The following is a 25,014-nucleotide window of genomic DNA, read 5'->3' on the forward strand; positions in this document are numbered from 1 at the left end:
CCAAAACTCCTGCCGAATACGACAGGAGTTTTTTATTTATTCGTATGGTGGTTTAAAATTATGACATATATAAATAAAACTGTTTATTTGCATAGGTTTTATTGAACGATTTTTTCTGTAGGCGTTCATTGAAGAGTACTACCTTTATGTATAAACGAATAATCTTATATTGCTTCTTTTCTTTTTGCTTTTTTTTGTTGATTCCTAGTTATGGTTATGCGCAAAACTTGAGCGCTACTGACCTAAGCATGATCAAGGTGGATGACCTTACTGATGATCAGCTTCGCGCGTATTTGCAGCAAGCCAATGCTTCTGGTATGACACAGGAGGAATTGATGCAAATGGCTGTTTCTTCTGGGATGCCAAGCGAGGAAATTGAGAAATTAACACAACGCTTACAGACAATCCAAGAACAGGATCAAGCACTACAGGCCCCTGCCACAAATACTTCTACTGGCGATAAGCGTAAAGTAGGAAGGCAGGTACAAGGAGCGACTAACGAAGCTGATACCCTATTGAAGCTTCATCAAGATAATCTAAAATCACCAAGAGAAGAACTGAGAATTTTCGGAGCAGACATTTTTCAGGGATCGAATACCAAATTCGAACCGAATTTACGGATGGCGACACCTAAAAATTATGTAATCGGGGCAGATGATGAATTGTTGTTGGAGCTATATGGCAATTCGGAGGCAAGTTATTCATTAACAGTTAGCCCTGAAGGAGCTATCAACATTCCTTATGTGGGAGTAGTGCCTATTGCTGGAATAACTATTGAACAGGCTATTATTCGCATTAAGGACAAAATGAGAGCAATTTATAGTGGGTTACGAAATGGCAGCACTCGATTAAACGTGAGTGTAGGTAATATTCGCAGTATTCGTGTTATTGTAACTGGAGAAGTTGTAAAACCAGGAACCTATACTTTACCTTCTGTAGCCACAGCCTTTAACGCACTGTATGCGGCGGGCGGCCCCAATGATAAAGGTACCATGCGACAAATTAAAATCATTCGCAACGACAGAGAAGAATCAATAATTGATGTTTATGACTTTTTGCTAAATGGAAGTCTTCGCAATAATATTGTCCTACAAGACCAGGATATTATCCAGGTTGCGCCTTATCTTAGTCGCGTCGAAATAAGAGGGCGGGTGAAACGACCCGCTATTTTCGAATTAAAGGAAGGCGAAACATTTGATCAGTTACTGACCTATGCCGGAGGTTTTGATGAAGAAGCTTATAGGACGCGTATTACTGTCTTTAAAAATACCGCAACTGAACGTAGGGTAGAGGATGTTCTGGCATCTCAGTTCGGGGTCTATTTGCCTCAGAGTGGTGATAAATATCGCGTAGGCAGGATATTGGATCGGTATACGAACAGAGTGCGTATATCAGGTGCCGTCTTTCGTCCTGGCGTTTACGAATTGAGTCAGGGCTTAACCTTAAGTATGCTTATTAAGAAAGCTGATGGAGTAAAAGAAGATGCGTTTATGAATCGCGGTTACATAACGCGGCTCAAAGAAAATCTTGAAAAAGAGCAAGTGGCGTTCTCTGTTGCTGACATTTTAGCGGGGACCCAAAACGATATACCTTTAAAACGAGAGGACGAGGTGGTAATATCATCCATTTTTGATCTAAAAACTGCCTATAAGATTCAAATCGATGGTGAAGTACGCAATGCCGGAACTTACGACTTTGCTGAAGGGATGACTTTAAAAGAGCTCATTGTCCAGGCAGGAGGATTTACGGAAGCCGCCTCGGCCAAGCGAATCGAAATTGCCAGACGCATTAAAGAAAGCAATGTAATGTCACAATCGGCTCATACCTCCGAAATTTATCATGTTAATATTGAACGAGATCTCTCAGGAGCAGAAGATTTTGTGTTACAGCCATTCGACGTTATCAATGTTCGACTAGCTAAAGGATACCAAAGACAACGGTCCGTGCGTATTGAGGGCGAAATACTTTATCCCGGTCAATATATACTTACCCGTAAAGACGAGCGTGTATCTGATTTGATTAAGAGAGCGGGAGGATTTACGGCTTATGCTTACACTGATGGAGCTTCTCTAAAACGCAAAAGTATCTTGGAAGACGAGCTGGATTCAACGGGAAATCAGTTTGAACGTAAATCAAAATTGGAACAGGAACGTTTTCAAGAACGAGTTGAGCGTTTAAATGCATTGCAAAAGAGCACAATTAATCCGAACGAATTGGGAGCCGTACAACGGTCTGCGGTCAATAACAGCTATGTTGGCATCAATATGAATGAGATTCTTCGGCATCCCGAAGGAAGTAATGATCTAATTCTTGAAGAAGGTGACGTTTTGCATATTCCTAAACAATTGCAAACCGTTAGAGTAAGCGGTGAGGTGCTTTCACCCGTAACAGTGATATATTCATCAAATAAAGGGTTTAAGGAATATATCTCTCAGGCAGGGGGATTTTCGGAGCGTGCATTAAAGAAGAGAGCATACGTTGTTTATGCTAATGGTTCAGCCCGCAGTACGTCTAAGTTTCTCTTTTTTAATAATTATCCAAAGATTAAGCCAGGAGCAGAAATTTTTGTTCCTCAGCGAGAAGCAAGGGGTCGAATAAGTGCCGCTCAATGGATAGGCCTCGGGGGTAGTCTAGCTACTACGGTTGGCGTTATTGTTGCGCTATTCCGTTAAAATAAAGAAGCAGGAGGCGCAATACTTTGACGTAAAAATCAATCACATCATCCTAGTGAATATATATAGTCGCAAAATTTTGAGAAGTTTATTCGGATACGAGATATAATGGCGCTTTGAAGAGCTAATTTTTACTTCTTTCCAGATTATCCAACACTTCCTGAGTAAAACGTTTTGCGGCTTCCGATTCACGGTGGCCATTTAAGTATTCCTTTGCTGCAAGCATGCGTACTTCCGCTAAACTTGAATCTATAGCCGTATTGTTTACCTTTTCTAAGTTAGATGCCAAATTTTTATTTGCTTTAGACGCAATGGATCGTGCTCTTTGAATAACATGGATTCTGTTTACGTTTCTCACCTCGTAAATCCATAGCATCATGTTGAAAAATATGGTGGCCAATACGATTAACATCATTAATTCAGCAGTTTGCATTTGATTTTGAATAGAGAGTGCTAAAGAAACAATGAGTACATTCGTGGTCACAATAATGCCGGAAGCCTGTAAATGTGTTAAACCCAAATCTAATAATCGATGATGTAAATGGTTCCGATCGGCCATAAAAGGAGATTTTCCTCGTAATATCCGAAGGGTAAAGACACGGAAGGTATCAAAAATAGGCATAATCAATAAAGCTATGGCCACCGCAGGGGCGGCGTGCACCCAGGGATAAGGATTTGTTATAGCATCAAATTTATAGATTTCTACAAACCGAATGCTTAAGATCGCTATAATGAAGCCAATGGAATAAGCTCCGGCATCGCCCATAAATATTTGGGCACGTTTTCTCATATTGTATTTTAAGAAACCCAAAACCGCACCTGCCATACTAAAGCTAAGAATACTTAAACCCTTTTCGTCTACAAAATAGAACAGTGCTCCATAAACTAAACTGACAAAAACAGAGATCGATCCCAACAAGCCGTTGATTCCATCAATCAAGTTGAAGGCGTTAATAATAAATACCACAACGAAACTTGTAAAGGTATAACTCAAAATAGGACCAATCTCATGAATCCCCATTACGCCATAGAAATTAGTAAAACGGATATCGGCAAAATAAACTACGATAAAGGCGGTAATAAACTGGGCAATAAATTTTTTATAGGGATCCAATGCAATTAGATCGTCCTTAAGGCCAATGGTAAAGATGATGATGCCTGAGGCAAAAATGAAGTTCGCTTTTGGCAACATGTTGTCATTAATAAAAAGACAACTAACCAAAGCAAAAGCACTAAATACCGCTACACCACCCAAATTAGGTACTGAATGTTTATGTATCTTCCTAGACTCAAGCGAGGGGTCATCCACCAGCCTTTTCGAATAAGCGATCTTAATAATTGCAGGAATCGCAACTAAGGCAGTTAGGAATGCAAGTATAAAAGGAAGTAATGATGTTAGCATACGAATCGTTTTAGTTAAACATTCAATACCAAAGGTAAGTGAATTTATATATTTCACCAAAGACGGTGATCAATCAATGGATTTTTTTGTTAAATAAATTACTTAATATGCAATATGTAATATGTAATATGCAATATGCTTTTGCGAACGGTCAACCCGCTAGGCAAAGCTATCCCAACTCACAACCTATCTACGTCGATTCTCTTATTTGCTCTATACACAAATTCGCCTTGGTATTAAAATCATCTGTCAAAAATATTTGTAAATAAAAGGTTTTCTAATAACGGCCTTTTAGGATATTTTGCTACAACAATGCTGCCAAATTAAACTGATTAATTTATTTTTCCTGCAATTTCAACAAAAAAAAGATCATTCGGTTTGGCCAATTAGCAGATCGCGCTAAAAATCCTGATACCAGTTCCTAAATGAAGCTCTTAAGCCAATATTCAAAACAGCCGTTTTGTTCGTCCAGCTGTCATTTTTTTCCTGTCTAAAGACGCCACCAACTTCGAAGCGTAAATTATATTTAGGATTAATTAAATAGGCTGCCCGAAGATCTAAATAAGTAAGATCTGTTGTCAGCCCTTGGCCGATGTGGTTACCATACAACTGAACGTAATTTTCATATGATTTAAAAATATTTCCCCCGTAGTTTATACTATTACTCGGATCCAAACCATATCTGGCAAAATTTCCATGAAAAGAAAAATCAAATTTCTGAAAGGAGTAATGAAGGCGTCCCACAAACTCCCTGAAATTAGCGCCTAATATATGGGCTAATGGCTGGTTGTAATTCGTATAAGCTGTTATCGGCGTAAAGTGCTGATAGGTGTAAGGTCTTGCACTATTGTACTCGCCCAAAAAGTTCAAGTTCTTAATGCCAAATGCGTCAAAGCCTCGGAAGCCCAATTGGAGAGCATTTTTGTTATTGATGTAACCGCTGCCACTGAATAGCTCTTTGGTATAGAGCTCACCCAGCAATAGTTGCCCGTAAACCGACATATTGTCTAGCACTTTATATTTCGCGGTAGCGCCGATATGTACTTTATCCGGCGAATTGGTATTTGCTGTTTCTATAGGGCGCAAGAAGATGATCGGATTCAGGTAGTTGACATCGAAACCACGCCTGCCTCCGGCATTCTTTGGTGCCCATAAAATGGATTGAAATAAGCCAATCGAAAGTCGGTTATTTACATTCCAGCTTAGGTATTGGAAAGCACCCCATTTCCCGAGGTCACCCATATTCTCTCGGTTGTAGATATCAGTCACCGTACTGCTATCTCTTGAGGCAAAGGGGTCAAGCATATAAGTCCACATACTCATATACTTAACATTTCCTAACGTGCCGGTTAATTTCAAAAACGTATACGGAGAGGAAACGTCTGACAGTAGCATGGAGCGATAGCCATCCCCAATAAAATTTTTATCATACCCTAAGGTAATATTTAAATACTTGATCGGTGTATAAGATACATTGGCTGTTACATAGGCCCAATCTTGGCTACGGCCAGTTCTTTGGTCATAAAGCTTGCCAAACTGCCCGGGAATCACTTTATTTCTTTCTATATAATCGGTTACATAATCAGGAAACAAAGCCTGATTCTCATAAAAACTAGTATAGAATGAAAAATTATTACCGATGGTGACACCTGCTTGAAATCCACGTGTGTTAGTCCATGGATTTCGTTTTTCATTAAATGACCGAGCAATCTGAAAATCTGGAAGAAAGTCGGCATAAAAGGTATAATCCGCTTTTTTTATATCAATCAAGTGCTCATTAAACAGCTTCCGTCCAAGCCAGGTATGTCGATCGCGAACGCCTAAAGCCATGATCGAGTCATAGGCTGGCTGTAAGACTGAATCCAGCACAAGTGGCCTGATACTCGTATGCAACCGGGTATCTTTACTATAAAGTGTCCGATCAAGTTTTTGATAGAGTTGATGAGAAAACGGTATGTATTGAGCCTGCGCATGTACAAAAGACGAAAAGATGTGCAGGGAAATGAAGGCGATTAAAAAAACAAATACGTATTTTCTCATATTAGAATAATAAGTGCTCCTAGCAAGATGCATGCCGAGATGGCAAAGGTAGTTTTTTTAAGACATTTATCTTAAGCCCTTTTGTCAAAGCTTATTCAACAAAAGGCTATATTTCCATTTATTTACTTTACCCCTTTCCCTTCATACGTTATATAGTTGCCTGCTGTCTAGCAATTGCTAAACTATTTTGTTGTATATAAAAGCAATTTATCTAAGTTTGTCCTTACCATGGGCACCATTAAAAAGAATGCATTTTATAATATTCTTTTATCTATCAGTCAGATTTTATTTCCCCTGATCACTTTTCCCTATATTTCGAGGGTCTTAGGACCTGTCGGTATTGGAAACGTAAGTTTTGTAGACAGTGTTACACAATATTTTATTTTAGCAGCAGCTTTAGGTATTCCCATATACGGTGTAAGAGAAATTGCTAAAAGTAAAGGCAACCCGGAAAAGCGATCACAAGTCTTTAGCGAATTACTGATTATCCATCTATCAACCACAGCACTTGCTGTTTCGCTGTATGTGGGCATCTTTTTCACCTCGTCGCATTTTGAAGTGTATCGCCCCTTATTTTACCTCGGCGCAGGTGCATTGTTTTTTCAGAGCTTGGCGATTGAGTGGCTATTTCAAGGCTTGGAGGAGTTTCCTTATATTACGAAAAGAACCTTGGTGGTACGTGCCTTCTCCATATTGGCTATCTTTTTATTGGTAAATAAACCGGGTGATGAAGTATGGTACTATGGGATATCCTGTATATCTGTATTGATTAATGTGCTTTTTAATATTACTTATGCAAAACGCTTTGTTCACCTTCGTCGAAGTCGAAATATCTTTAAAAAGCACGGAAAGGCTTTGTTATATATTTTTTCACTAGGTTTGGTGACCAGTGTTTATACCGTGTTGGATACCGCTTTGCTGGGTTTTTTGTCAACACCTGCGCAGGTTGGTTATTATGCAACCTCTGCTCGTCTTATTAAATTGGTCGTTATGATTTTCGTTGCATTTTCCACCGTTTTGATTCCCCCGCTCTCCAAGGCATTCCACGAAGCAAATGAACAAAGCGCGAACTTATTACTGGAAAAATCTTTTGGATACACCATATTGTTGAGTGTACCGGCCAGCATTGGTTTATACATAGTGGCTCCTATGGTCATCAAGTTGTATGCTGGTTCGCAATTCATAGAAGCGGTTAAGTCGCTGCAAATCTTGGCCCCTTCTATCCTGTTTATCAGCTTAAGTAACGTCTTCGGCATGCAGATTCTAAATCCAACTAATAATGAACGGCTGTTTTTCAAAGCCGCTATCATAGGAATGCTTATCAGCCTGCTCATCAACTTTAGCCTCATTCCTTTTTTAGGCCAGGTAGGTGCAGCCCTTTCGTCTGTCATTACCGAGTTTTCCGTTTTAGCCTTACTGATTTTTTATGCCTTGAGGAAAGTAAATTTTCGGCCCGCATGGAAATTGCTCTGGCAAGCATTATTAGCATCGCTACCTGTTGTTGTAGTTTGTCCGTTAATTGTGGTTAATATCTCCTCAGTCCCGTTGCAATTGGTCCTAATTATATCTGTCGCCATATTGGTTTATGGAGGTATTCAACGCTTTGCCTTTCATAATCCTCACTTATCAGCACTCTTGGAAATGCTTCAGGCAAAACTAGGTAAAGCAAAGAATTCATTAAAACGTTAATAATTGTATTTTTGGGCACGCAATGGCAGCAAAACTATTATATATAGCTCTACGTATCGATATTACGGGCGATGGTGCATCTATGTATGCGATGAACAATGTATTAGCCTTTGCTTCGCAAGTATCCACGGATGTCCTTACCCTTCAGGGGCCGCGCACCGCTTACGGCCAAGAGTTGCTTAGTAAGCTGCCGTGCAGTATCGAGGAGGTGCAGGTAGAGCCTATTCATCCTACCCGCGAACGGATTAGACTCTTACAACGAGGGCACAATATTTTTCGTGAATCTCCGGCATTGCGTCGCGCTGTTATTAAAAAATTGCAGCAAAATGATTATGCGATCGTTATATTAGAACTTTACTCGGCTTATCTTCTTCCGGCTATCCGCCGACTCCGTCCAACAATTAACATTGTGCTTAATCAACATAATTATGAATATGAGAATCATCTCGAGTATATACAATTCCGTATCGCCCATCCGCTCAAAAGAAAGCTATATCGTTTGGCCAATTTCCGCTATCGGGCAATAGAGCACCGTGTAGTGCGGGAAGCCGATGGGCTTATTGCAATTTCCGAATATGATCAGCAATTATTTAATAAGATTCGAAATAATGATCAGCAGAGTTATCTATTATCCCCCGCGCTACCGCTGAAGCCTGTAAAAGATCACTATAAACAACAGTGTCGCCATCTCCTTTTTATCGGTATGATGGATTGGTACCCCAATATCCAAGGTGTTTTGCACTTTGTAAAAGACGTATTCCACCCGTTAATCGAGCAAGACCCAAGCTATCATTTTTATATCGTCGGGAAAAATCCCGTAATAGAGATCCAACAGCTGCAATCGGCCAATATTCATATAACAGGAGCTGTTGAAGATATAGACGTTTATATTAAACAATGCGATCTGATGGTAGTACCGGTTTCATTAGGAGGTGGCGTTAAGATTAAAGTGATGGAGGCCATTCAAAAGGGCATACCTCTGCTTGTACATCAATCAAGTGCACAGGGGTATAAGGGTGTGGCCGACTATTTTGTTGTAAACGATATGGCCGAATTTAAACGAAGAATCATTGCCTATCCACAGGAAATCGCGAACCATATCAGTGCACTTGTGGCGGCACGGAGCGCACTTAACGATCAAATGAGAAACAATAAGGTGACAGCTGCTCGTGTTTTAGCGGATTTTGTTCCTGTTAAACAAACCATCAACACCACCAGGCTTTGATTTACATTATCCTATATATGGTTCTCGGTACCTTTGCACTTTTAGATCTTATTAAAAATGCAGAGAAAATCAAGCATATCCTGTTCTGGTTTTTCGTGTTGGTTCTTATTTTTATCAGTTCGATACGTTGGAATGTCGGTACCGACTGGTATTCATATACCGATTATTTCAGTAAAGTAGAAAGCTATGTTGAAAAGCCTGAAACCAATATGATGGAGAGAGGCTTTACCTATTTAAACTATATAGTAAAGGTATTTACGGATAATTACTCCATACTGCTAACACTCATTGCAATCTTAACGATTGGTTTAAAGGCGCGATTCATTTATAAGCATGAAAACATCATGCTGCTGAGTCTTTTTTTGTATTTCTGTTATTATATGGCCGATATCTTCGCTGTAAGGCAATATCTAGCCATTTCCATTACGCTTTGGTCTATTCCTTCCATTATCAAGCGGCGTTTCATCCCGTTTATCTTCATCATTACCATCGCTTCCCTCATACATGTCACCGCGGTATTTTTTATCTTTGCCTATTGGATTTATCCAATGCGTTTTTCGCCAAAATTAATTTATATTTCGTTATCAGTATCGCTTATTTTAGGTTTTGTGGATATTGGCGGGCTATTGGCGCGTTTAGCCATGCACTTGGCCGGGGTCGATTCCCGAGTAGGTGAGAAATTATTGTTTTACAACGAAGAGACACTCGATATGTCTGGCAATCTCTATGTAGCCTTTGCCATTGGTGTCGCCAAACGGGCCATTTTTTTACCCCTATTTATCGCTTTTCAACCGCATGTTGCGCAAATAGATCGGGCAAAATACACCGGATATCTTAACCTGCTTGTATTTGGTAATATAATTTACTTTCTGTTTATGGTAAGCTTACCCGTTATGGCACGCTTATCGACCGGCTTTTTATTATTCGAAATTTTTGTATTAGCCTATTTGGTCTTTTATTTAAAAGATAAAGGTTTACGTTTGGTTGCTTTTTTAGTGTTATTGTTGTTTGGAGCTTTCCGACTCTATAACTTGATTTCTGTGTACTATGATTTGTACGTACCTTTTGAAACGGTTTTTGCACCAACAGATATTATTCGTGAGTAAGCAATTATTCTATATCGAGCCTTTTATGCGGGGTAATCAACATGCGCCTTTCAATGCGGCCATGCTTCAGGTGCTTCAATGCGTCTATCCAGAGGCTGCTGTTACACTATGGTGCTCTCCGGATCATTTGCTAGCGTTAAAAGAACAGAGCCCATTGAGTGCTCAAGTTACCCATAAACCCTTAAACGTGCCGGCCCTATCGGCAGCTAATAAAATTCGATGGATTTATAAGCATGCAGCAGAGTGTTGGGTTTTAACTAAACTTTTAATACAGGCGCACAGAGATGCTGTAGATTTGGTTTATTTTGCTTTTTTATCGCCACCAGCTCAGTGGTTACTGAGTTGCTACCGTGTCTTTTTCTTTAAAAAATGCAATATTATTGTACAACTACATGGATTGGAATTGCTAAAAAGTTCAGCGCAAAATAAAGCCGTTGACCGTTTATACGCATGGCTGCTTCGAAATGCTTTTCGCAGGAAGCGGAGCGGTTTATATTATATCGTATTGGAGAGGCGGGCACAAAGCTATCTCCAAGAAAAGCGGTTGATACCTCCTGCACATTTACTTTATATACCGCATCCTTATCTTTTTCCACCGCCGTTAGCTAGGCAAAAATCAGCAAATGTAGTCACCTTTGTTCACTTGGGTGTCGCGCGTTTATCCAAAGGGTCTCAACACTTTTTTGAGCTGGCTAAGCAGTTTAAAGAAGAAATAGAGCAGCGTAAGCTCATTTTTCGAGTAGTCGGGCACCTTTTGCCCGAAATGGCACCCTATGTTAATTCTTACGTTGTTTATCCCAAGAAAGGCGAAATGTTGCCACTTGCCGAATACCAAGAGGCGTTAGCCTCTGCTGATTATGCCCTGTTTTGTTATGGGACGGATAGTTACGAATTAACCGGTAGCGGTGCACTTATGGACGCTATTGCCGCTCATAAACCCATTTTAGGATTACGCAATCCATCCTTTTCCGAAATCTTTGCCATTGTTGCGCAACCTCCGGGAGTGTTATTTGATACCTTAGAAGAGATGGAACAATACATTCGCTCCATTATACATTTAAAAACACCATCCCAAACAGACAGGGAAGTAGCATTTAAGATGCTACAGGAACATTTCGGCGTGGCAAATGTGGCAGAAGAGCTAAGAATACAACTAAAACGAGTTCTATGTTAACAAATCAGGGAGAAACGCATCTAAATGCGACAGCAACAATGCCATTGGTTAGCGTGGTTATTCCGATGTATCAAGCAGAGCAGAGTATTCAAAAAACGCTAACGTCCGTTGTCAATCAGCAGTACCGACCGCTGGAGGTAATCATCGTGAACGATGGAAGCCGTGACCGATCAGTAGATGAAGTTCAGCGTTTTATTACAGCGCAAAATACAGATCATATTACCTTTAAGTTGATTAACCAACCGAACCGTGGTGTTTCTTGTGCTCGAAACGTAGGTATGCGTCAAGCAAAGGGCCTCTTCATCGCGTTATTAGATGCCGATGATGAATGGTTGCCTACTAAACTAGAAAAACAAATCGGTATCATGCGCGCCAATCCAACAATCGACTTTCTAGGTACCAATCGTAATGGAGAATATTGGAAAAGATGGTTGTTTAAAAAGTTTCAACATCTAACACCTATTTCAGCACATTTATTATTATACAAAACCTTTTTCGTTACCCCTACCGTGATTTTTAAGCGTGAGGTACTGGATAAAACCGGTTACTTTGACGAACAACAGCGCTATGCAGAAGAAGGGAATTTTTGGATTCGTGTGTGTAACGAGCATCATTGTGTTTTATTAAACGAGAGTTTGGTGATTACCGGGGATGGAAAACCTAATTTTGGTTTTTCCGGTTTATCCTCCAATTTAAAGGAAATGGAAAAGGGCGAGCTTAAGAACATGCGATTAGGTTATCAGCTCGGTGTTGTCGGCTTTTTAGAATATGTATTTTTGGTATTTTATTCCTTAATCAAGTATATTCGTCGATTGGCCATTGTCAAGTTAAGAAGATAATATGCTGAAAAAATATGGTTTTGGAGGCAGCATCAAGCTGCTAATACATTTGATTCGTACAAAGCTATTTTATCCGAAAGCTCGTATCATACGGTTTCCGTTTGAGATTCGTAACGCTCGTCACATCGATCTAGGTGAAGGTCTTACCACAGGCGTTGGGTGCAGGTTAGAGGCTTTACCTATTCAAAAAATAGATACCTGTATTCAGTTTGGTAAACGGGTTCAATTAAATGATTATGTTCATATCGGTGCCGTGGAGCAGGTTTCAATTGGTGACGAGGTACTCATTGCCAGTAAAGTATTTATTACTGATCATAATCACGGCTCGTTCGATAATCAATGCGATAGCCACGAAATGATGGCTGCGCCGATCGACCGGCCCTTACGGTCCAGACCTGTGCATATAGGTAATCGTTGTTGGCTAGGCGAAAATGTGGTTATTTTGCCGGGGGTAACTTTAGGCGAGGGGTGCGTTGTTGGGGCAGGCTCGGTGGTCACAAAATCCTTTCCCTCCTATTCGCTGCTGATGGGCAACCCGGCTCGATTATATAAAAAATTCAATTTAGAATCCGGTCGGTGGGAGCTGGCCTAAAGTGCATCTGATAATACAACATGACAATTACGGCATCCATCGTTCTCTATCATAATGATCCTTTAGAGGTTCAAGAAGCTGTGCGGAGCTGCCTTTCCTCCCCCTTGATCAATAAGGTATATCTAGTGGATAATTCAACGGAGGATAATTTTCGAAGCTTAGCTAATAATGAACGGATCGAGTATATCTCCAACGTCGAAAACATCGGTTTCGGCGCCGCACATAATCTGGCCATACAACGTTGTATGGCGTCGGACTATCATATAATTGTAAATCCGGATATCGCTTTTCATAAAGGTGTGATAGAACACTTGACGGCATTTATGGATCAACATCCGGATATAGGCCTCGTGATGCCAAAAGTTCTATACAAGAATGGACAATTGCAGCGACTGTGTAAGTTATTGCCTACACCCTTTAACTTATTTGGTCGTCGTTTCGCACCAAACCGACGCTGGGCAAGGCAGTTGAACGAACAATACGAATTATCATTTTTTCAATACGATCAAATCGCCGATATACCATGTCTATCCGGCTGCTTTATGTTTGTTCGTAATAACGTGTTGCAAACCTTAAGTGGTTTTGATACTCGTTTTTTTCTCTACCTGGAAGATGTAGATCTGGTACGGCGTATTGGGCATATTGCTCGTACCGTCTTTTATCCCCATGTATCCATCAGCCATGGCTATCAAAAAGAATCGTATCATAATAGCAAGGTTCTTCGCATGCATATGAAGTCGGCTATTCAATATTTCAACAAATGGGGCTGGCTATTTGATCGAGAACGGAAGCAGATCAATCAAGAGACCTTGAAGAAATTAACAGGAAAAAAGTAAAAAGCGTTATCTTCGCAGGGAATAATTGACTAGTCGATGATTACTAATAGTACAATATATCATCATAGAAAATAGCGAATGAACCAAACAAACCAAGATAATCAGCTAACCTTGCATGAGCTGGTACATAAAGGTAAAGAGGTAGCTGCCTATGTAAAGAATAAATGGCTTCTATTAGTTGGTGCTTTAATAATCGGAAGCGTCATCGGCATTTGCTATGCTCTTTTTAAAAAAAACCAATATAAAGCATCCCTCAGTTTCGTCCTGGCCGAGCAAGGAGGAGGAGGAGGTGGCCTCAGCGCTTACGCTGGCATCGCATCGCAATTTGGGATTGATTTAGGAGGCGTTGGGGAAAGTAGCAGTCTATTTCAAGGCGATAATATTTTAGAATTTATTCGTTCTCAACGAATGATCAGCCAGACGCTATTAAGCAAAGTCGACTTAGAAGGAGAACAAGTAGTTTTGGCCAATCGATACGCTATGGCAAGTGGCTTTCGTGCTGACTGGGACGAAGAATCCCAGCTAAAAGATTTCTCTTTTGCTGCTACGGCTTTGCCGTCAGGAAATTCACTTCAAGATAGCTTAATCCAAGTATTGTACAGGCATATCGTTAAGAAAAGCTTGACGGTGGTAAAGCCCGATAAAAAATTGAATATTATTCAAGTGAGCACCAAAAGCACAGATGAGCTTTTTGCGAAAACATTTACTGAACAGCTCATTCATCGGGTCATGAACTTTTATGTAGAAACTAAAACAAAAAAAGAACAGGATAACCTTAATATTCTCACGCATCAAGTAGATTCTGTGCGGAAAGAACTATATGCGGCTATTGGAGGGGTAGCAGCTGCTACAGATGCCAATCCTAATCCAAACAGAGCTTTACAGCAATTAGGTGTTTCCTCCCAACGACGGCGGGTAGATGTGCAAGCGAATTCAGCGATTTTAGAAGAGCTAGTTAAAAACCAGGAGCTCGCCAAAATTAGTTTGCGAAAAGAGATGCCCATATTACAGATTATTGATCGGCCTATTTTACCCCTTGAGAGCGATGTCATGGGGCCTATAAAAGGAGCCCTTATCGGCGCTTTTCTTCTGGTATTTTTAACGGCTAGTGCGCTTATTGCGCGCGTTTTGCTAAAATCAATCCATTAAAAGCTATGGAGATTGCGCTTGTAACTGTCTTGTATAAGAGTGATGCCGTATTAACAGGTTTTTTTAAGACGCTTTCGCTGCAAAGTTTTAAGCAATATCATCTCTATTTAATCGACAATTCTCCCAGTGCTACAAGTGACCAATTATTGCAAACATTACTAGCTGCTTATCCCGTTCCTGCTTATACCCATATAAAAAATCCCGCCAATTACGGGGCTGCCAAAGGTAATAACCAGGGTATCGAACTTGCTTTACAAAAGCATTATAGCCATATACTCCTATTAAACAATGATATTGAGCTTGTATCACCTAACTTATTGCAGCATTTGGTTCAAAAAGCAAGGGCTGATCAAGAGTCGATTATAATCCCCAAAATGCTCTTTTATGACAGCCGGAAAATCTGCATGGCAGGGGCCCATTTAAATACTGCTACGGCCGTAACGGTGCATATCGGTGCCGGCGAAGAAGACCGAGGGCAATATGATCAAGCTCATTATGTAAACTATGGGCCTACAACTTTTATGTTATTGGCAAGAGAAGTCTTGGAAAAAGTGGGGCCAATGGACGAACGTTATTTTGCTTATTACGAAGATACCGATCTAATATTTAGAGCGACACAATTAGGTTATAAAATCTATTATATGCCTAGTTTAGTGATTTTACATAAAGAGAGCTCGCTGACGGGTGGGCAGCGTTCACCTTTTTTTGTCTACTATATAAACAGAAATCGTATTTTTTTCATCCGTAAACACATGGAGGGACTACGTAAACTAAAAGCAATAATGAAAGCCGGTATTGACTTTTTGCGCTTATTTAAACATTATCAAAATAAACAACGGAAAATGTTGTGGAAAGCAATTTGGGATGGATTTTTGCTGCCACTAACCGAAGTAAAAGGCCAGCACTTTAGTTAACAGGCTGTAGCGGATCTGCTTATTTCCTTCGTTAGAAAGATAAAAAAGAATTAGCATAATTTTTGCTGCAAGAGAGAGCAGCTTCACAAGCATAACAAAAATGCACTAAATGAGAACATTTCTATACAACATAACCTTCTCGCTTCTTTTTTTAAGTAGTTTTTATCAACAAGCACAAGCACAAGGACTTCCATTGGGCACTCCAGCATTAGACGATTATTATCGACGTTTGCAATTGCTGGGGCAAGTAGATTCAACCATCTCGTTCAACATACGCCCTCTAAGCGCTGGTGCTTTAGGTGTACGAGATATTTATTGGCCTGATAGCTTAAATGGGAGTTCTCATAGCATTGTTTGGAAAAAAGAAGGACAAGGAATCGTTGAGATCCTACCGATTATCTGGCAAAATCAATATACCAGTGGATTTCCGACAGGTTATAACGATGGCCCCATGATTCCCAATGTGGGCTATCAAACTCTTTTTAGTACCGGGTTTTATGCACAGTATAAGTTTTTAAGCATTCAATTCAGGCCAGAGATAGTATATGCGCAAAATAAATCTTACCCTATTTTTACGGGCGGTAGCGAAAATGCGATGCGCGTTTGGTATGATTTCTACAATAATATCGATATGCCTACCCGTTTTGGTGACGGTAGCTATTTCCGTTTTCTTCCTGGGCAGAGTAGCATCAGGGCTACTTTTGATCCCGTATCGGTTGGTTTCAGTACAGAAAATCTATGGTGGGGCCCCGGGATTCATAATTCGCTCTTGATGAGTAATACAGCTCCCGGTTTTCCACATATTACCGTTAATAGTAGTAAACCCATACGGAGCAATATCGGTTCTTTCGAAGGACAGGTGATTGCCGGCGGCCTCACTGCTTCCGGTTTTGCGCCAAGGCAAGCCGATCAGCCGACGGATTTTGATTATTTGTACGAGCCAAAACCTGGCAGTTGGCGATATATAGGTGGTGCTATTTTCTCCTATCAGCCTAAGTGGGTGCCGGGCTTATCCCTGGGCGTGTCGCAGAGCTTTGTTGTGTACCGCGACTCAATGGGAAGTGGTCTCAATGACTATTTGCCTTTTTTGGGGCCATCCTCAAAAAACAGCACAGCGAATGGGCCAACGAGCCGAGAAGAAAGACGTAACCGCGACCGCTATTCTTCCTTTTTCGTTCGTTGGGCCTTACCGAAAGGTAAAGCCGAGTTTTATGCCGAATACGGGCGCAATGAACCCGCTTGGAATGGCCGCGATAAGATGGTAGAGATGGATCATTCAAGAGCCTATGTACTAGGCTTCCGAAAATTAGTGCCTATGAAAGGAGGAATAGAGCACCTTCAAGTTGGTTTTGAATTTACGCAGTTAGATAAAACCAGAACTTATAAAGTGCGCGAATACGAGACCTGGTATAGTAATTCCATGGTGCGCCATGGTTATACCCATTTAGGTCAAATTTTAGGTGCAGGTATTGGCCCCGGCAGCAATGTACAGTCATTAACGATTAGTTGGTTAAAGGGGTTAAAGCAGTTGGGAATATTGTTAGAACGGCAAGAGCAGCAAACTGACCTATTTTATGGCTTACTTTCCTATAGTGGTGATTATCGTCGTAATTGGGTAAATCTATCGGCCACCTTAAATGGCGAATGGGATTATAAGAATTTTCTTTTTATTGCGCGGATGAAATTCATGAACGGATTGAATTTCAATTACGATATTAAGTTAAAACCCGGTGGAACTTTTTGGGATTTTATTCCACAAGATAAGTTCAATTTCCAGGGGCAGCTGGGCATGATGTACCGATTTTAGCCAATGGTCAGCAATATTTTTTTGAAGCAGTAAAGAATGCACATGAAGAAACAAAATATACTTTTAGTCTTTTTTTTAATAGCGACTTTGAGTTTAAAAGCGCAGGTACTTCCGGTTGGAACACCGGTATTAGAAGATTATTACCGTCGCCTGCAATTATTAGGCAAGCTCGACTCTACCATTTCTTTCAACGTAAGGCCTTTAAGCAATGAGGCCTTAAAGCAATCGAATATCTATGATCCTGAGGGGTCACAGGAGCATAGCAATAGCATTTATCGATCACGGAATGGAAAGGGGATGGTGCAGCTAATGCCCCTAGTGTGGCAAAACCAGATTAACAGCAATTTTCCTTACGGCTGGAATGATGCGGGGATGATTCCCGCAGCAGGTTATCAAACCATGGCCTCCGCCGGGGTGTATGCGCAATATAAATTTTTGAGCATTCAGTTTAGACCGGAGTTTGTTTTCGCACAGAATAGTGATTTCGAAGGTTTTGAAGGGGCGGACGAAAATGCTTGGGTGAAATGGTATAGGTATATGAACCATATAGATGCCCCCGAGCGTTTTGGTACCAACTCGTATACACGATTTTTTCCTGGGCAAAGCAGTATTCGACTCAACTTTCATCCCATCTCTATCGGCATCTCCACAGAGAGCTTATGGTGGGGGCCAGGAATGAAAAATAGCTTATTGATGAGTAATAATGCTCCCGGTTTTCTACACGCTACCCTTAATACCACCCGTCCCATCCATACACCAATAGGGTCCTTTGAAGGGCAGTTGGTAGGTGGAAAACTCGAAGATTCTGGATTTACGCCTACACCATTAGGAAATCCGAATCATCATGATGAATTGTATAGACCGAAACCTAATGACTGGCGCTATTTTTCCGGTTTAACCTTGTCATATCAACCTAAATGGCTTCCCGGACTTAGTTTGGGCTTTAATACGGTATTCACTGTTAACCATAAAGATATGGGAAATAAACTAGGCGATTATTTACCCTTTTTTCCTTCCAATTCGACGAGCGAGATTTTTGATCCGGAAGATATTAATAATGTAGCCGATCAAGCCGCACAAGATGTCAATGCGTCCATCTTTTTCAGATGGCTGATACCAGAAGCTCAGTTCGAAATTTACGGCGAATATGCGCGTAACGATCGATCTTATGACCTAAGGGATTTGGCTGTCCAATTGAATCACTCCAGATCCTATATGTTCGGCTTAAGGAAGCTGTTTCCTGTAAGGATTATAGATGAAAAAGACCTGTTTGAAGTAGCTTTCGAAATAACGCAATTAGAACCGTCAAAAAATGTTGAATTGCGTTTAACAAGTCCGATGTACGGGCATACTATAGTAAGGAGTGGTTATACGAACTTAGGTCAAATATTAGGAGCCGGAATTGGTTATGGTAATAATTTGCAAACTTTAAATGTAAGTTGGTTGAGAGGAATACGCCAAATTGGCTTCCAATTCGAACGGTTGGTTCATCACAATGCATTATTTTACGATCTCATCGCCGATCGAAGACGCAACTGGGTCGATTTTAATTTTGGATTTTATGGAAATTATGATTATAAAAAATTTATTTTTACAGGCCGATTGATATTCACAAAAGCTTATAATTATCAATATAGAATAGGTGAAAGCCGGAATTTATGGAGTTTTCAGAATAAAGATAGTGGTAATATTCAGCTACAACTAGGGGCAATGTATCGTTTTTGAAAAAAAGGTTTGCAACAAAAATACGTTGTCGCGCAGCTTATATTAAAAACGTTTTGTTAAGAATGTAGAAATCGTGCACGTATGATAAATACTCATTAAGCAAGTAATATTTGCTTTTGTTTTGCCAATTTTTTTGAAACAATTCTTGTACCTAACACAGCTAATAAATGGGAGATAAAAGTCAGCCAATTGATTGTAATCAACAAGGAAGTAATCTGCTTTTCTTTTTCCAATCAGACCAACTATCTAAAATAAATTTGCATATTTGCGGTTTTAAACGAGGCATATGTTGTTTTTTATTGATAACTTATTGCTTATAATTTATTACCTTATTTAAATATATGAGAAATTCATTTGGGATTCTTTTTTGCGCTCTTGCAGGAGTCCTTCTGTTATTGGGATCTTGTGGAGCTAGGAAAAATTTAAGCTATTTTAAAGATCTACCTGATTCTGTGGTACTGAAATCAACTATACCTAATGTTTCTGATACAAAAATTCAAGCTGGTGATATTTTGCGTATCACTGTTAATACATTAAATCCGGAATCGAACGTGCTTTTTAATAGCGGAGCCTTACAAACGCTTGACACGCGCGAAAATAGTAATATCAACGCAAATAACCAGTTATCAGCGGAAGGCTATTTAGTAGACAAAAATGGCAATATAAACTTTCCTGTAGTTGGACAGATAAAACTTTTAGGTTTGACTCGGGAAGAGGCTCGTCTGGAGATGGTCAAGCAATTGACACAGTATGTGAAAGATCCCATTGTGAATATACGTTTCTTAAATTTTAAGGTCACAGTTATAGGAGAAGTTGCTAAACCATCAACGTTTACCATTCCAAATGAGAAGGTTACTATTCTGGAGGCCTTAGGGATGGCTGGTGATATGACACCGTTTGGAAAAAGGGAAAATGTTTTATTGATCAGAGAGGAAAATGGGGAGCGTACTATGATCAAACTGGACATGGGTAAGAAGGATATTATGAACTCACCTTATTTTTATTTACGACAAAATGATGTCGTTTATGTGGAACCAACAAAATACAAAGATCCTAGTGGAGATCGGACTCTGCGAATAATAACAGCAGCTGGAACAAGTTTAACAGCCCTAGCTTTAATATGGCAAAGACTTTTTGAATAACGCATATGAAGGAACCCTTAGCTAAACAACGAGAAGAAGAAAACGAAATAAACATAAAAGCGGTTTTACTCAATTATATTAGGCACTGGAAATTATTTTTATTTTCTTTTTTTGGATTTATATTTCTCGCTTTCCTATACTTGAAATACGCTATGCCGGAGTACAGTGTTAGCACTACGTTGTTAATCCAAGATGATAAGAAGACTCCTAAGATGGGCAGCGGAGCGTTTTCCGAATTGGATTTATTTAGTGGTAATCAGAATATCAATAATGAGATAGAGGTTCTAAAGGGGAAGACGCTCATGCAAAGGGTGTTAAAAGAATTAGAACTTGAAACGAGTTGTTATTTAGAAGAGACTTTTGGAAGTACGGAGCTTTATGGGAGTGAATTGCCCATTAAAATTATAATACATAAGCTTGATTCTGCTGTGCTTGAGCCGGAAGATGAACTGGTATTGAAAATCGTGGCTGATAATAGTTTTGAAATAAATGACGGTGATCAAGTTAGCAAACACACATTTGGCTCGGAAATTACTACATCATTTGGCAAATTCACTATTACGACTAACGGTACAAATAAACAGGGCGACAAGTATAGGATTAGATTTAACAATTTAGCTCGCTTGGCTTCTTTCTATAATAAAGCTATTGACTATAAATTAGTCAGTAAGGACGCAAGTGTAGTTTCCTTGAATTTGATAGCCGCTAACCGTGAAAAAGCAATTGATATTCTAAATAAATTAGTGGAATTATATAACAGAGAAGCGATCGAAGATAAAAATAAGATCGCTGCAAATACCGTTAAATTTATTGATGATAGATTAGTATACCTCGTTAAGGAATTATCCGATGTTGAGAGAAATGTAGAGCGATATAAAAGAGAACATGAAATTACGAATGTTAGCGCGGAAGCTCAGCAGTATTTACAGGAAGCGGGTGATTATAGCCGAAAATTAGCTGAATCACAAACACAATTAAGCATCTTAGAATCCATTGAAGAATACTTGGGGGCACAAGACAGTAAAAATGGTTTGGTACCGAGCGCATTGAGTATCCAAGACCCTACATTGAATGGTTTGATCGCTAAGTTTAATGAATTACAATTAGAACGCCAACGTTTATCGCGTACTACGCAAGAGGGAAACCCCCTGATACAGAGTTTAGATGAGCAACTTTCTAATTTGAGGGCTAACATATTAGAGAACTTGAGTAATATCAAAAATAGTATACAAATCACCTTAAATAATCTTCAAAATAATTCAGGTCAATTCCGATCTCGAATACAAAGTGTTCCTTCTATAGAACGCAATCTATTAGAAATCCAACGGCAACAAGGAATTAAAGAAGCGCTGTATTCCTATTTACTGCAGAAGAGAGAGGAATCCGCAATATCGTTAGCCGCTACATTGCCAAATTCAAGAATCATTGATCCTGCAATGGCAGGTGATGCACCAGTGAAGCCTAGAAAGGTATTGATCTTACTTTTTGCAGTCGCTCTGGGGGCTGGTGTTCCGATTGGAATTCTCTATGTGAGAAATCTTTTGAATGATAGAGTGACATTAATGAGTGATGTGGAGAACACGGTTAAAGTTCCGATACTTGGAGAGTTAATACACAGCGAAGATGAAGAACATACACTAGTGGTTCAAAAATCAGCAAGAACACCATTAGCTGAATTATTTAGACTAATTCGAACAAATTTACAATTTGCCACCCTCGGAAAAGAAAATAAGATAATTTTGGTGACTTCAAGTATGACAAGGGAAGGGAAAACATTCTTTAGTATTAATCTTGGAGCAAGCATGGCATTGACAGGTAAAAAAGTAGTGTTACTAGAATTTGATATCAGGAAGCCAAAATTAATCAAGGATTTAAAGATTCCTATACCCAAAAAAGGAATTACAAATTATTTAGTCGACCAGTCACTTGAGGTTGATCATTTAATAGCAGATACGAAACTTGTAGAAAATCTGTTCGTAATTTCTGCGGGCCCGATACCCCCAAATCCTGCTGAATTATTATTAAGCCCTAAAATTGATGTTCTATTCAGAACATTAAAAGAAAAATTTGATTATGTCATTGTTGATACGTCTCCTGTCGGCCAAGTTGCTGATGCATTTACTTTAGCAAAACAAGTAGATATGGGTGTGTACATGGTACGCTACAATTACACTTGGAAGCAGCAATTGAATATTGTGAAAGATGTATATGAAAATAACAAAATTCCAAATTTAAACATTGTTTTGAACGATGCTAAAGAAGAGAATGCTTATGGCTACGGCTACGGCTACGGTTACGGCTATGGCTACGGAGCTGAATTGGACGAGAAGGGTAATTTGCTTGAACGGTTAAAAAAATATTTAAAAAGAGGATAGATAAATACGTAAAATGAGTAAAGAGATCATCTTAATAACGGGAGGTGCGGGTTTTATCGGATCTAATTTATCCGAGTATTTCTTAGATAATGGGTATTTAGTTAGGGTATTAGATAACTTTTCAACAGGGCATAAGCACAACATAGCCCCTTTTTTCAGTAATCCTTCCTTTTCTCTTATAGAGGGAGATATTAGAGTACTGGACGATTGCCGCAGAGCCGTTGAGGGAGCTCACTATGTTTTACATCAAGCCGCGCTTGGATCTGTCCCACGGTCTATCAAGGATCCAATCACATCGAACGATGTGAATGTTTCAGGATTCCTAAATATGCTGGTTGCAGCTAGAGACGCCGGCGTAAAGCGTTTTGTTTATGCGGCAAGTTCTTCCACATATGGCGATTCGGAAACACTTCCTAAGGTGGAAGACAAAATTGGAAAACCGTTGTCTCCCTATGCGATTACAAAGTATGTAAATGAGTTGTACGCCGATATCTTTAGCAAGACCTACGGACTGGAATGCATAGGATTACGTTACTTCAATGTGTTTGGACGTCGCCAGGATCCAAATGGAGCTTATGCAGCCGTAATTCCTAAATTCGTAAAGCAACTCATGAATTATGAAAGCCCGCTTATCAATGGCTCGGGAGATTATTCAAGAGACTTTACCTATATTGATAATGTGATTCAAATGAATGAATTGGCTATCAAAACTGCTAATACAGAGGCATTAAATACCGTATATAACACGGCAGTAGGGGATCGCACAACTTTAAATGAGCTCACCGGCTATTTAAAGGATTTTTTGGCTCAGTATGATCCGAAAATAGCGCATGTCGAGATTAAGCATGGTCCTAATCGGCAAGGCGACATACCTCACTCTTTGGCAAGTATTGAGAAGGCAGAACGTTTATTGGGATATAAACCAAGCCATCGAATACGAGAAGGTTTGCAAGAGGCCGTAAAATGGTATTGGGAAAATCTAAAATAAAAAAATAACGGTATTTTGAAGAAAAAGAAAAATCTATGTCAGCACCTATAAAAATTGCCGTAATTGGCCTTGGATATGTGGGGTTACCTTTAGCGCGTTTATTTGCCACCAAATACTCTGTGGTGGGGTTTGATATCAATAGTAAACGCGTGCAAGAGTTGAATACCGGGCAAGATAGTACATTAGAAGTATCAAGTGACGTGCTCCAATCGGTGTTAGTTAGTGGCCTGCCGCATGAACAAGGTTTATACTGTTCTTGTGAACTACAGGACATCCGAGACTGCAATATTTATATTGTTACCGTGCCGACGCCTGTAGATAAGAATAACCGACCCGATTTGACACCTTTATATAAAGCGAGTGAAACAGTTGGCAAGGTGCTAAAGAAAAATGATATTGTTATTTATGAATCAACGGTATATCCCGGCGTAACCGAAGAGGAGTGTGTCCCTGTCTTAGAGCGGATATCCCAGTTGAAGTTTAATGTGGATTTTTATGCAGGATATTCTCCTGAACGGATTAACCCGGGTGATAAGGAACATACCGTCGAAAAAATTCTAAAAGTAACATCCGGTTCCACCCCGGAAGTGGGGAGACAAGTCGATAATTTATATAAATCAGTCATTACTGCCGGTACGCATTTAGCGCCCTCTATTAAAGTGGCCGAGGCAGCTAAAGTGATAGAAAACTCACAACGAGATATTAATATTGCGTTTGTAAATGAATTGGCAAAAATTTTCAACAAGTTAGGAATTGATACCCATGCAGTTTTGGAGGCCGCCGGAACTAAATGGAACTTTTTGCCCTTCAGACCTGGATTGGTAGGAGGGCATTGCATCGGGGTAGATCCTTATTATTTAGCACAGAAAGCACAAGAGCACGGGTATCATCCCGAGATTATATTAGCTGGGAGAAGGTTAAATGATGGAATGGGTGAATATGTGGCACATGAGTTTGTGAAGTTGATGGTAAAAAAGGATATACCGGTAAAAGGTGCAAAGGTTCTCATTTTAGGCATTACCTTTAAGGAGAATTGTCCAGATGTCCGAAATACAAAAGTAATTGATGTGATCAATGCACTTAGAGATTATGATCTCGACATCACAGTATATGACCCTTGGGCAAATCCCAGTGAGGTAGCGCATGAATATCAGTGCGTGTCCATTAATGAACTTAATGGAGCAAAAGAGTTTGATGCGGTTATTTTGACAGTCGCCCATAAGGAATTTGACTCGCTTGATTTTAATGAGATCTGCAAGCCAACAAAAATCATTTATGATGTAAAAGGTGTATTGAGTAAAGAGCTTGTAGATGGACGGCTATAGTAACACTGCTTCAA

General features: G+C 39.8%; 18 protein-coding genes. 16 read left to right on the top strand and 2 right to left on the bottom strand.

What is annotated here, in order from left to right:
* Positions 1-146 precede the first annotated feature (146 nt).
* Complete coding sequence (locus tag FKG96_RS05840) at positions 147-2,672, top strand: SLBB domain-containing protein (protein ID WP_149105202.1); 2,526 nt, start codon at positions 147-149, stop codon at positions 2,670-2,672.
* A 124-nt stretch (positions 2,673-2,796) separates the two neighbouring features.
* Here the strand turns inward: FKG96_RS05840 and FKG96_RS05845 are convergent, their stop codons facing one another.
* On the bottom strand, positions 2,797-4,074 hold the full coding sequence (locus tag FKG96_RS05845; protein WP_130854374.1) for a glycosyltransferase family 4 protein: 1,278 nt from the start codon (positions 4,072-4,074) through the stop codon (positions 2,797-2,799).
* A gap of 399 nt (positions 4,075-4,473) precedes the next feature.
* Positions 4,474-6,114 carry a capsule assembly Wzi family protein gene (locus FKG96_RS05850; RefSeq protein WP_149105203.1) on the bottom strand — a complete coding sequence of 547 codons (1,641 nt, stop codon included), beginning with the start codon at positions 6,112-6,114 and terminating at the stop codon, positions 4,474-4,476.
* Positions 6,115-6,342: 228 nt separating this feature from the next.
* Between FKG96_RS05850 and FKG96_RS05855 the strand changes: the two genes are divergently transcribed.
* From FKG96_RS05855 to FKG96_RS05925, 15 genes are all read left to right on the top strand, one after another.
* Positions 6,343-7,803 (top strand): flippase, encoded by a 1,461-nt coding sequence (locus FKG96_RS05855; protein ID WP_149105204.1) that lies wholly within the window; start codon positions 6,343-6,345, stop codon positions 7,801-7,803.
* 22 nt (positions 7,804-7,825) lie between these two features.
* Complete coding sequence (locus FKG96_RS05860) at positions 7,826-9,028, top strand: glycosyltransferase (protein ID WP_149105205.1); 1,203 nt, start codon at positions 7,826-7,828, stop codon at positions 9,026-9,028.
* A complete protein-coding gene (locus FKG96_RS05865; RefSeq protein WP_149105206.1) occupies positions 9,025-10,134 on the top strand; it encodes an EpsG family protein in 1,110 nt (369 codons plus the stop codon). The genes FKG96_RS05860 and FKG96_RS05865 overlap by 4 nt, the downstream gene beginning before the upstream one ends.
* Positions 10,127-11,308 (top strand): glycosyltransferase, encoded by a 1,182-nt coding sequence (locus FKG96_RS05870; protein ID WP_149105207.1) that lies wholly within the window; start codon positions 10,127-10,129, stop codon positions 11,306-11,308. Before FKG96_RS05865 ends, FKG96_RS05870 begins: the two co-directional genes overlap by 8 nt.
* The gene (locus FKG96_RS05875; protein WP_246860245.1) at positions 11,302-12,147 is read left to right on the top strand and encodes a glycosyltransferase family 2 protein; all 846 of its coding nucleotides are present in this window, start codon (positions 11,302-11,304) and stop codon (positions 12,145-12,147) included. The genes FKG96_RS05870 and FKG96_RS05875 overlap by 7 nt, the downstream gene beginning before the upstream one ends.
* 1 nt (position 12,148) lies before the next feature.
* Positions 12,149-12,739: a DapH/DapD/GlmU-related protein gene (locus FKG96_RS05880; protein WP_149105208.1), complete on the top strand. Its 591-nt coding sequence runs from the start codon at positions 12,149-12,151 to the stop codon at positions 12,737-12,739.
* Between the two features lie 20 nt (positions 12,740-12,759).
* Positions 12,760-13,575: a glycosyltransferase gene (locus tag FKG96_RS05885; RefSeq protein ID WP_149105209.1), complete on the top strand. Its 816-nt coding sequence runs from the start codon at positions 12,760-12,762 to the stop codon at positions 13,573-13,575.
* 78 nt (positions 13,576-13,653) lie between these two features.
* Positions 13,654-14,724 carry a lipopolysaccharide biosynthesis protein gene (locus tag FKG96_RS05890; protein ID WP_149105210.1) on the top strand — a complete coding sequence of 357 codons (1,071 nt, stop codon included), beginning with the start codon at positions 13,654-13,656 and terminating at the stop codon, positions 14,722-14,724.
* 5 nt (positions 14,725-14,729) lie between these two features.
* Positions 14,730-15,638 (top strand): glycosyltransferase family 2 protein, encoded by a 909-nt coding sequence (locus tag FKG96_RS05895; protein ID WP_149105211.1) that lies wholly within the window; start codon positions 14,730-14,732, stop codon positions 15,636-15,638.
* A 109-nt stretch (positions 15,639-15,747) separates the two neighbouring features.
* On the top strand, positions 15,748-17,445 hold the full coding sequence (locus tag FKG96_RS05900) for a capsule assembly Wzi family protein (protein ID WP_149105212.1): 1,698 nt from the start codon (positions 15,748-15,750) through the stop codon (positions 17,443-17,445).
* 42 nt (positions 17,446-17,487) lie between these two features.
* Complete coding sequence (locus FKG96_RS05905; RefSeq protein WP_149105213.1) at positions 17,488-19,170, top strand: capsule assembly Wzi family protein; 1,683 nt, start codon at positions 17,488-17,490, stop codon at positions 19,168-19,170.
* Positions 19,171-19,511: 341 nt separating this feature from the next.
* Positions 19,512-20,312, top strand: a complete 801-nt coding sequence (locus tag FKG96_RS05910) for a polysaccharide biosynthesis/export family protein (protein ID WP_149105214.1) — start codon at positions 19,512-19,514, stop codon at positions 20,310-20,312.
* A 5-nt stretch (positions 20,313-20,317) separates the two neighbouring features.
* The gene (locus FKG96_RS05915) at positions 20,318-22,687 is read left to right on the top strand and encodes a polysaccharide biosynthesis tyrosine autokinase (RefSeq protein WP_149105215.1); all 2,370 of its coding nucleotides are present in this window, start codon (positions 20,318-20,320) and stop codon (positions 22,685-22,687) included.
* A gap of 13 nt (positions 22,688-22,700) precedes the next feature.
* Entirely contained in the window at positions 22,701-23,675 is a 975-nt protein-coding gene (locus tag FKG96_RS05920; protein WP_149105216.1) for an SDR family oxidoreductase, read from the top strand.
* Positions 23,676-23,710: 35 nt separating this feature from the next.
* A complete protein-coding gene (locus tag FKG96_RS05925) occupies positions 23,711-25,000 on the top strand; it encodes a nucleotide sugar dehydrogenase (RefSeq protein ID WP_149105217.1) in 1,290 nt (429 codons plus the stop codon).
* The last annotated feature ends 14 nt before the right edge of the window (positions 25,001-25,014 follow it).

The sequence above is a fragment of the Olivibacter sp. LS-1 genome (assembly GCF_008245145.1).
GTDB lineage: Bacteria > Bacteroidota > Bacteroidia > Sphingobacteriales > Sphingobacteriaceae > Olivibacter > Olivibacter oleidegradans.

Coding starts and splice junctions, on each gene's coding strand:
- FKG96_RS05890 (WP_149105210.1), top strand. CDS start 13,654: ATGAACCAAACAAACCAAGATAATCAGCTAACCTTGCATGAGCTGGTA.
- FKG96_RS05860 (WP_149105205.1), top strand. CDS start 7,826: ATGGCAGCAAAACTATTATATATAGCTCTACGTATCGATATTACGGGC.
- FKG96_RS05920 (WP_149105216.1), top strand. CDS start 22,701: ATGAGTAAAGAGATCATCTTAATAACGGGAGGTGCGGGTTTTATCGGA.
- FKG96_RS05905 (WP_149105213.1), top strand. CDS start 17,488: ATGAAGAAACAAAATATACTTTTAGTCTTTTTTTTAATAGCGACTTTG.
- FKG96_RS05845 (WP_130854374.1), bottom strand. CDS start 4,074: ATGCTAACATCATTACTTCCTTTTATACTTGCATTCCTAACTGCCTTA.
- FKG96_RS05910 (WP_149105214.1), top strand. CDS start 19,512: ATGAGAAATTCATTTGGGATTCTTTTTTGCGCTCTTGCAGGAGTCCTT.
- FKG96_RS05875 (WP_246860245.1), top strand. CDS start 11,302: ATGTTAACAAATCAGGGAGAAACGCATCTAAATGCGACAGCAACAATG.
- FKG96_RS05925 (WP_149105217.1), top strand. CDS start 23,711: ATGTCAGCACCTATAAAAATTGCCGTAATTGGCCTTGGATATGTGGGG.
- FKG96_RS05900 (WP_149105212.1), top strand. CDS start 15,748: ATGAGAACATTTCTATACAACATAACCTTCTCGCTTCTTTTTTTAAGT.
- FKG96_RS05915 (WP_149105215.1), top strand. CDS start 20,318: ATGAAGGAACCCTTAGCTAAACAACGAGAAGAAGAAAACGAAATAAAC.
- FKG96_RS05840 (WP_149105202.1), top strand. CDS start 147: ATGTATAAACGAATAATCTTATATTGCTTCTTTTCTTTTTGCTTTTTT.
- FKG96_RS05880 (WP_149105208.1), top strand. CDS start 12,149: ATGCTGAAAAAATATGGTTTTGGAGGCAGCATCAAGCTGCTAATACAT.
- FKG96_RS05855 (WP_149105204.1), top strand. CDS start 6,343: ATGGGCACCATTAAAAAGAATGCATTTTATAATATTCTTTTATCTATC.
- FKG96_RS05850 (WP_149105203.1), bottom strand. CDS start 6,114: ATGAGAAAATACGTATTTGTTTTTTTAATCGCCTTCATTTCCCTGCAC.
- FKG96_RS05885 (WP_149105209.1), top strand. CDS start 12,760: ATGACAATTACGGCATCCATCGTTCTCTATCATAATGATCCTTTAGAG.
- FKG96_RS05895 (WP_149105211.1), top strand. CDS start 14,730: ATGGAGATTGCGCTTGTAACTGTCTTGTATAAGAGTGATGCCGTATTA.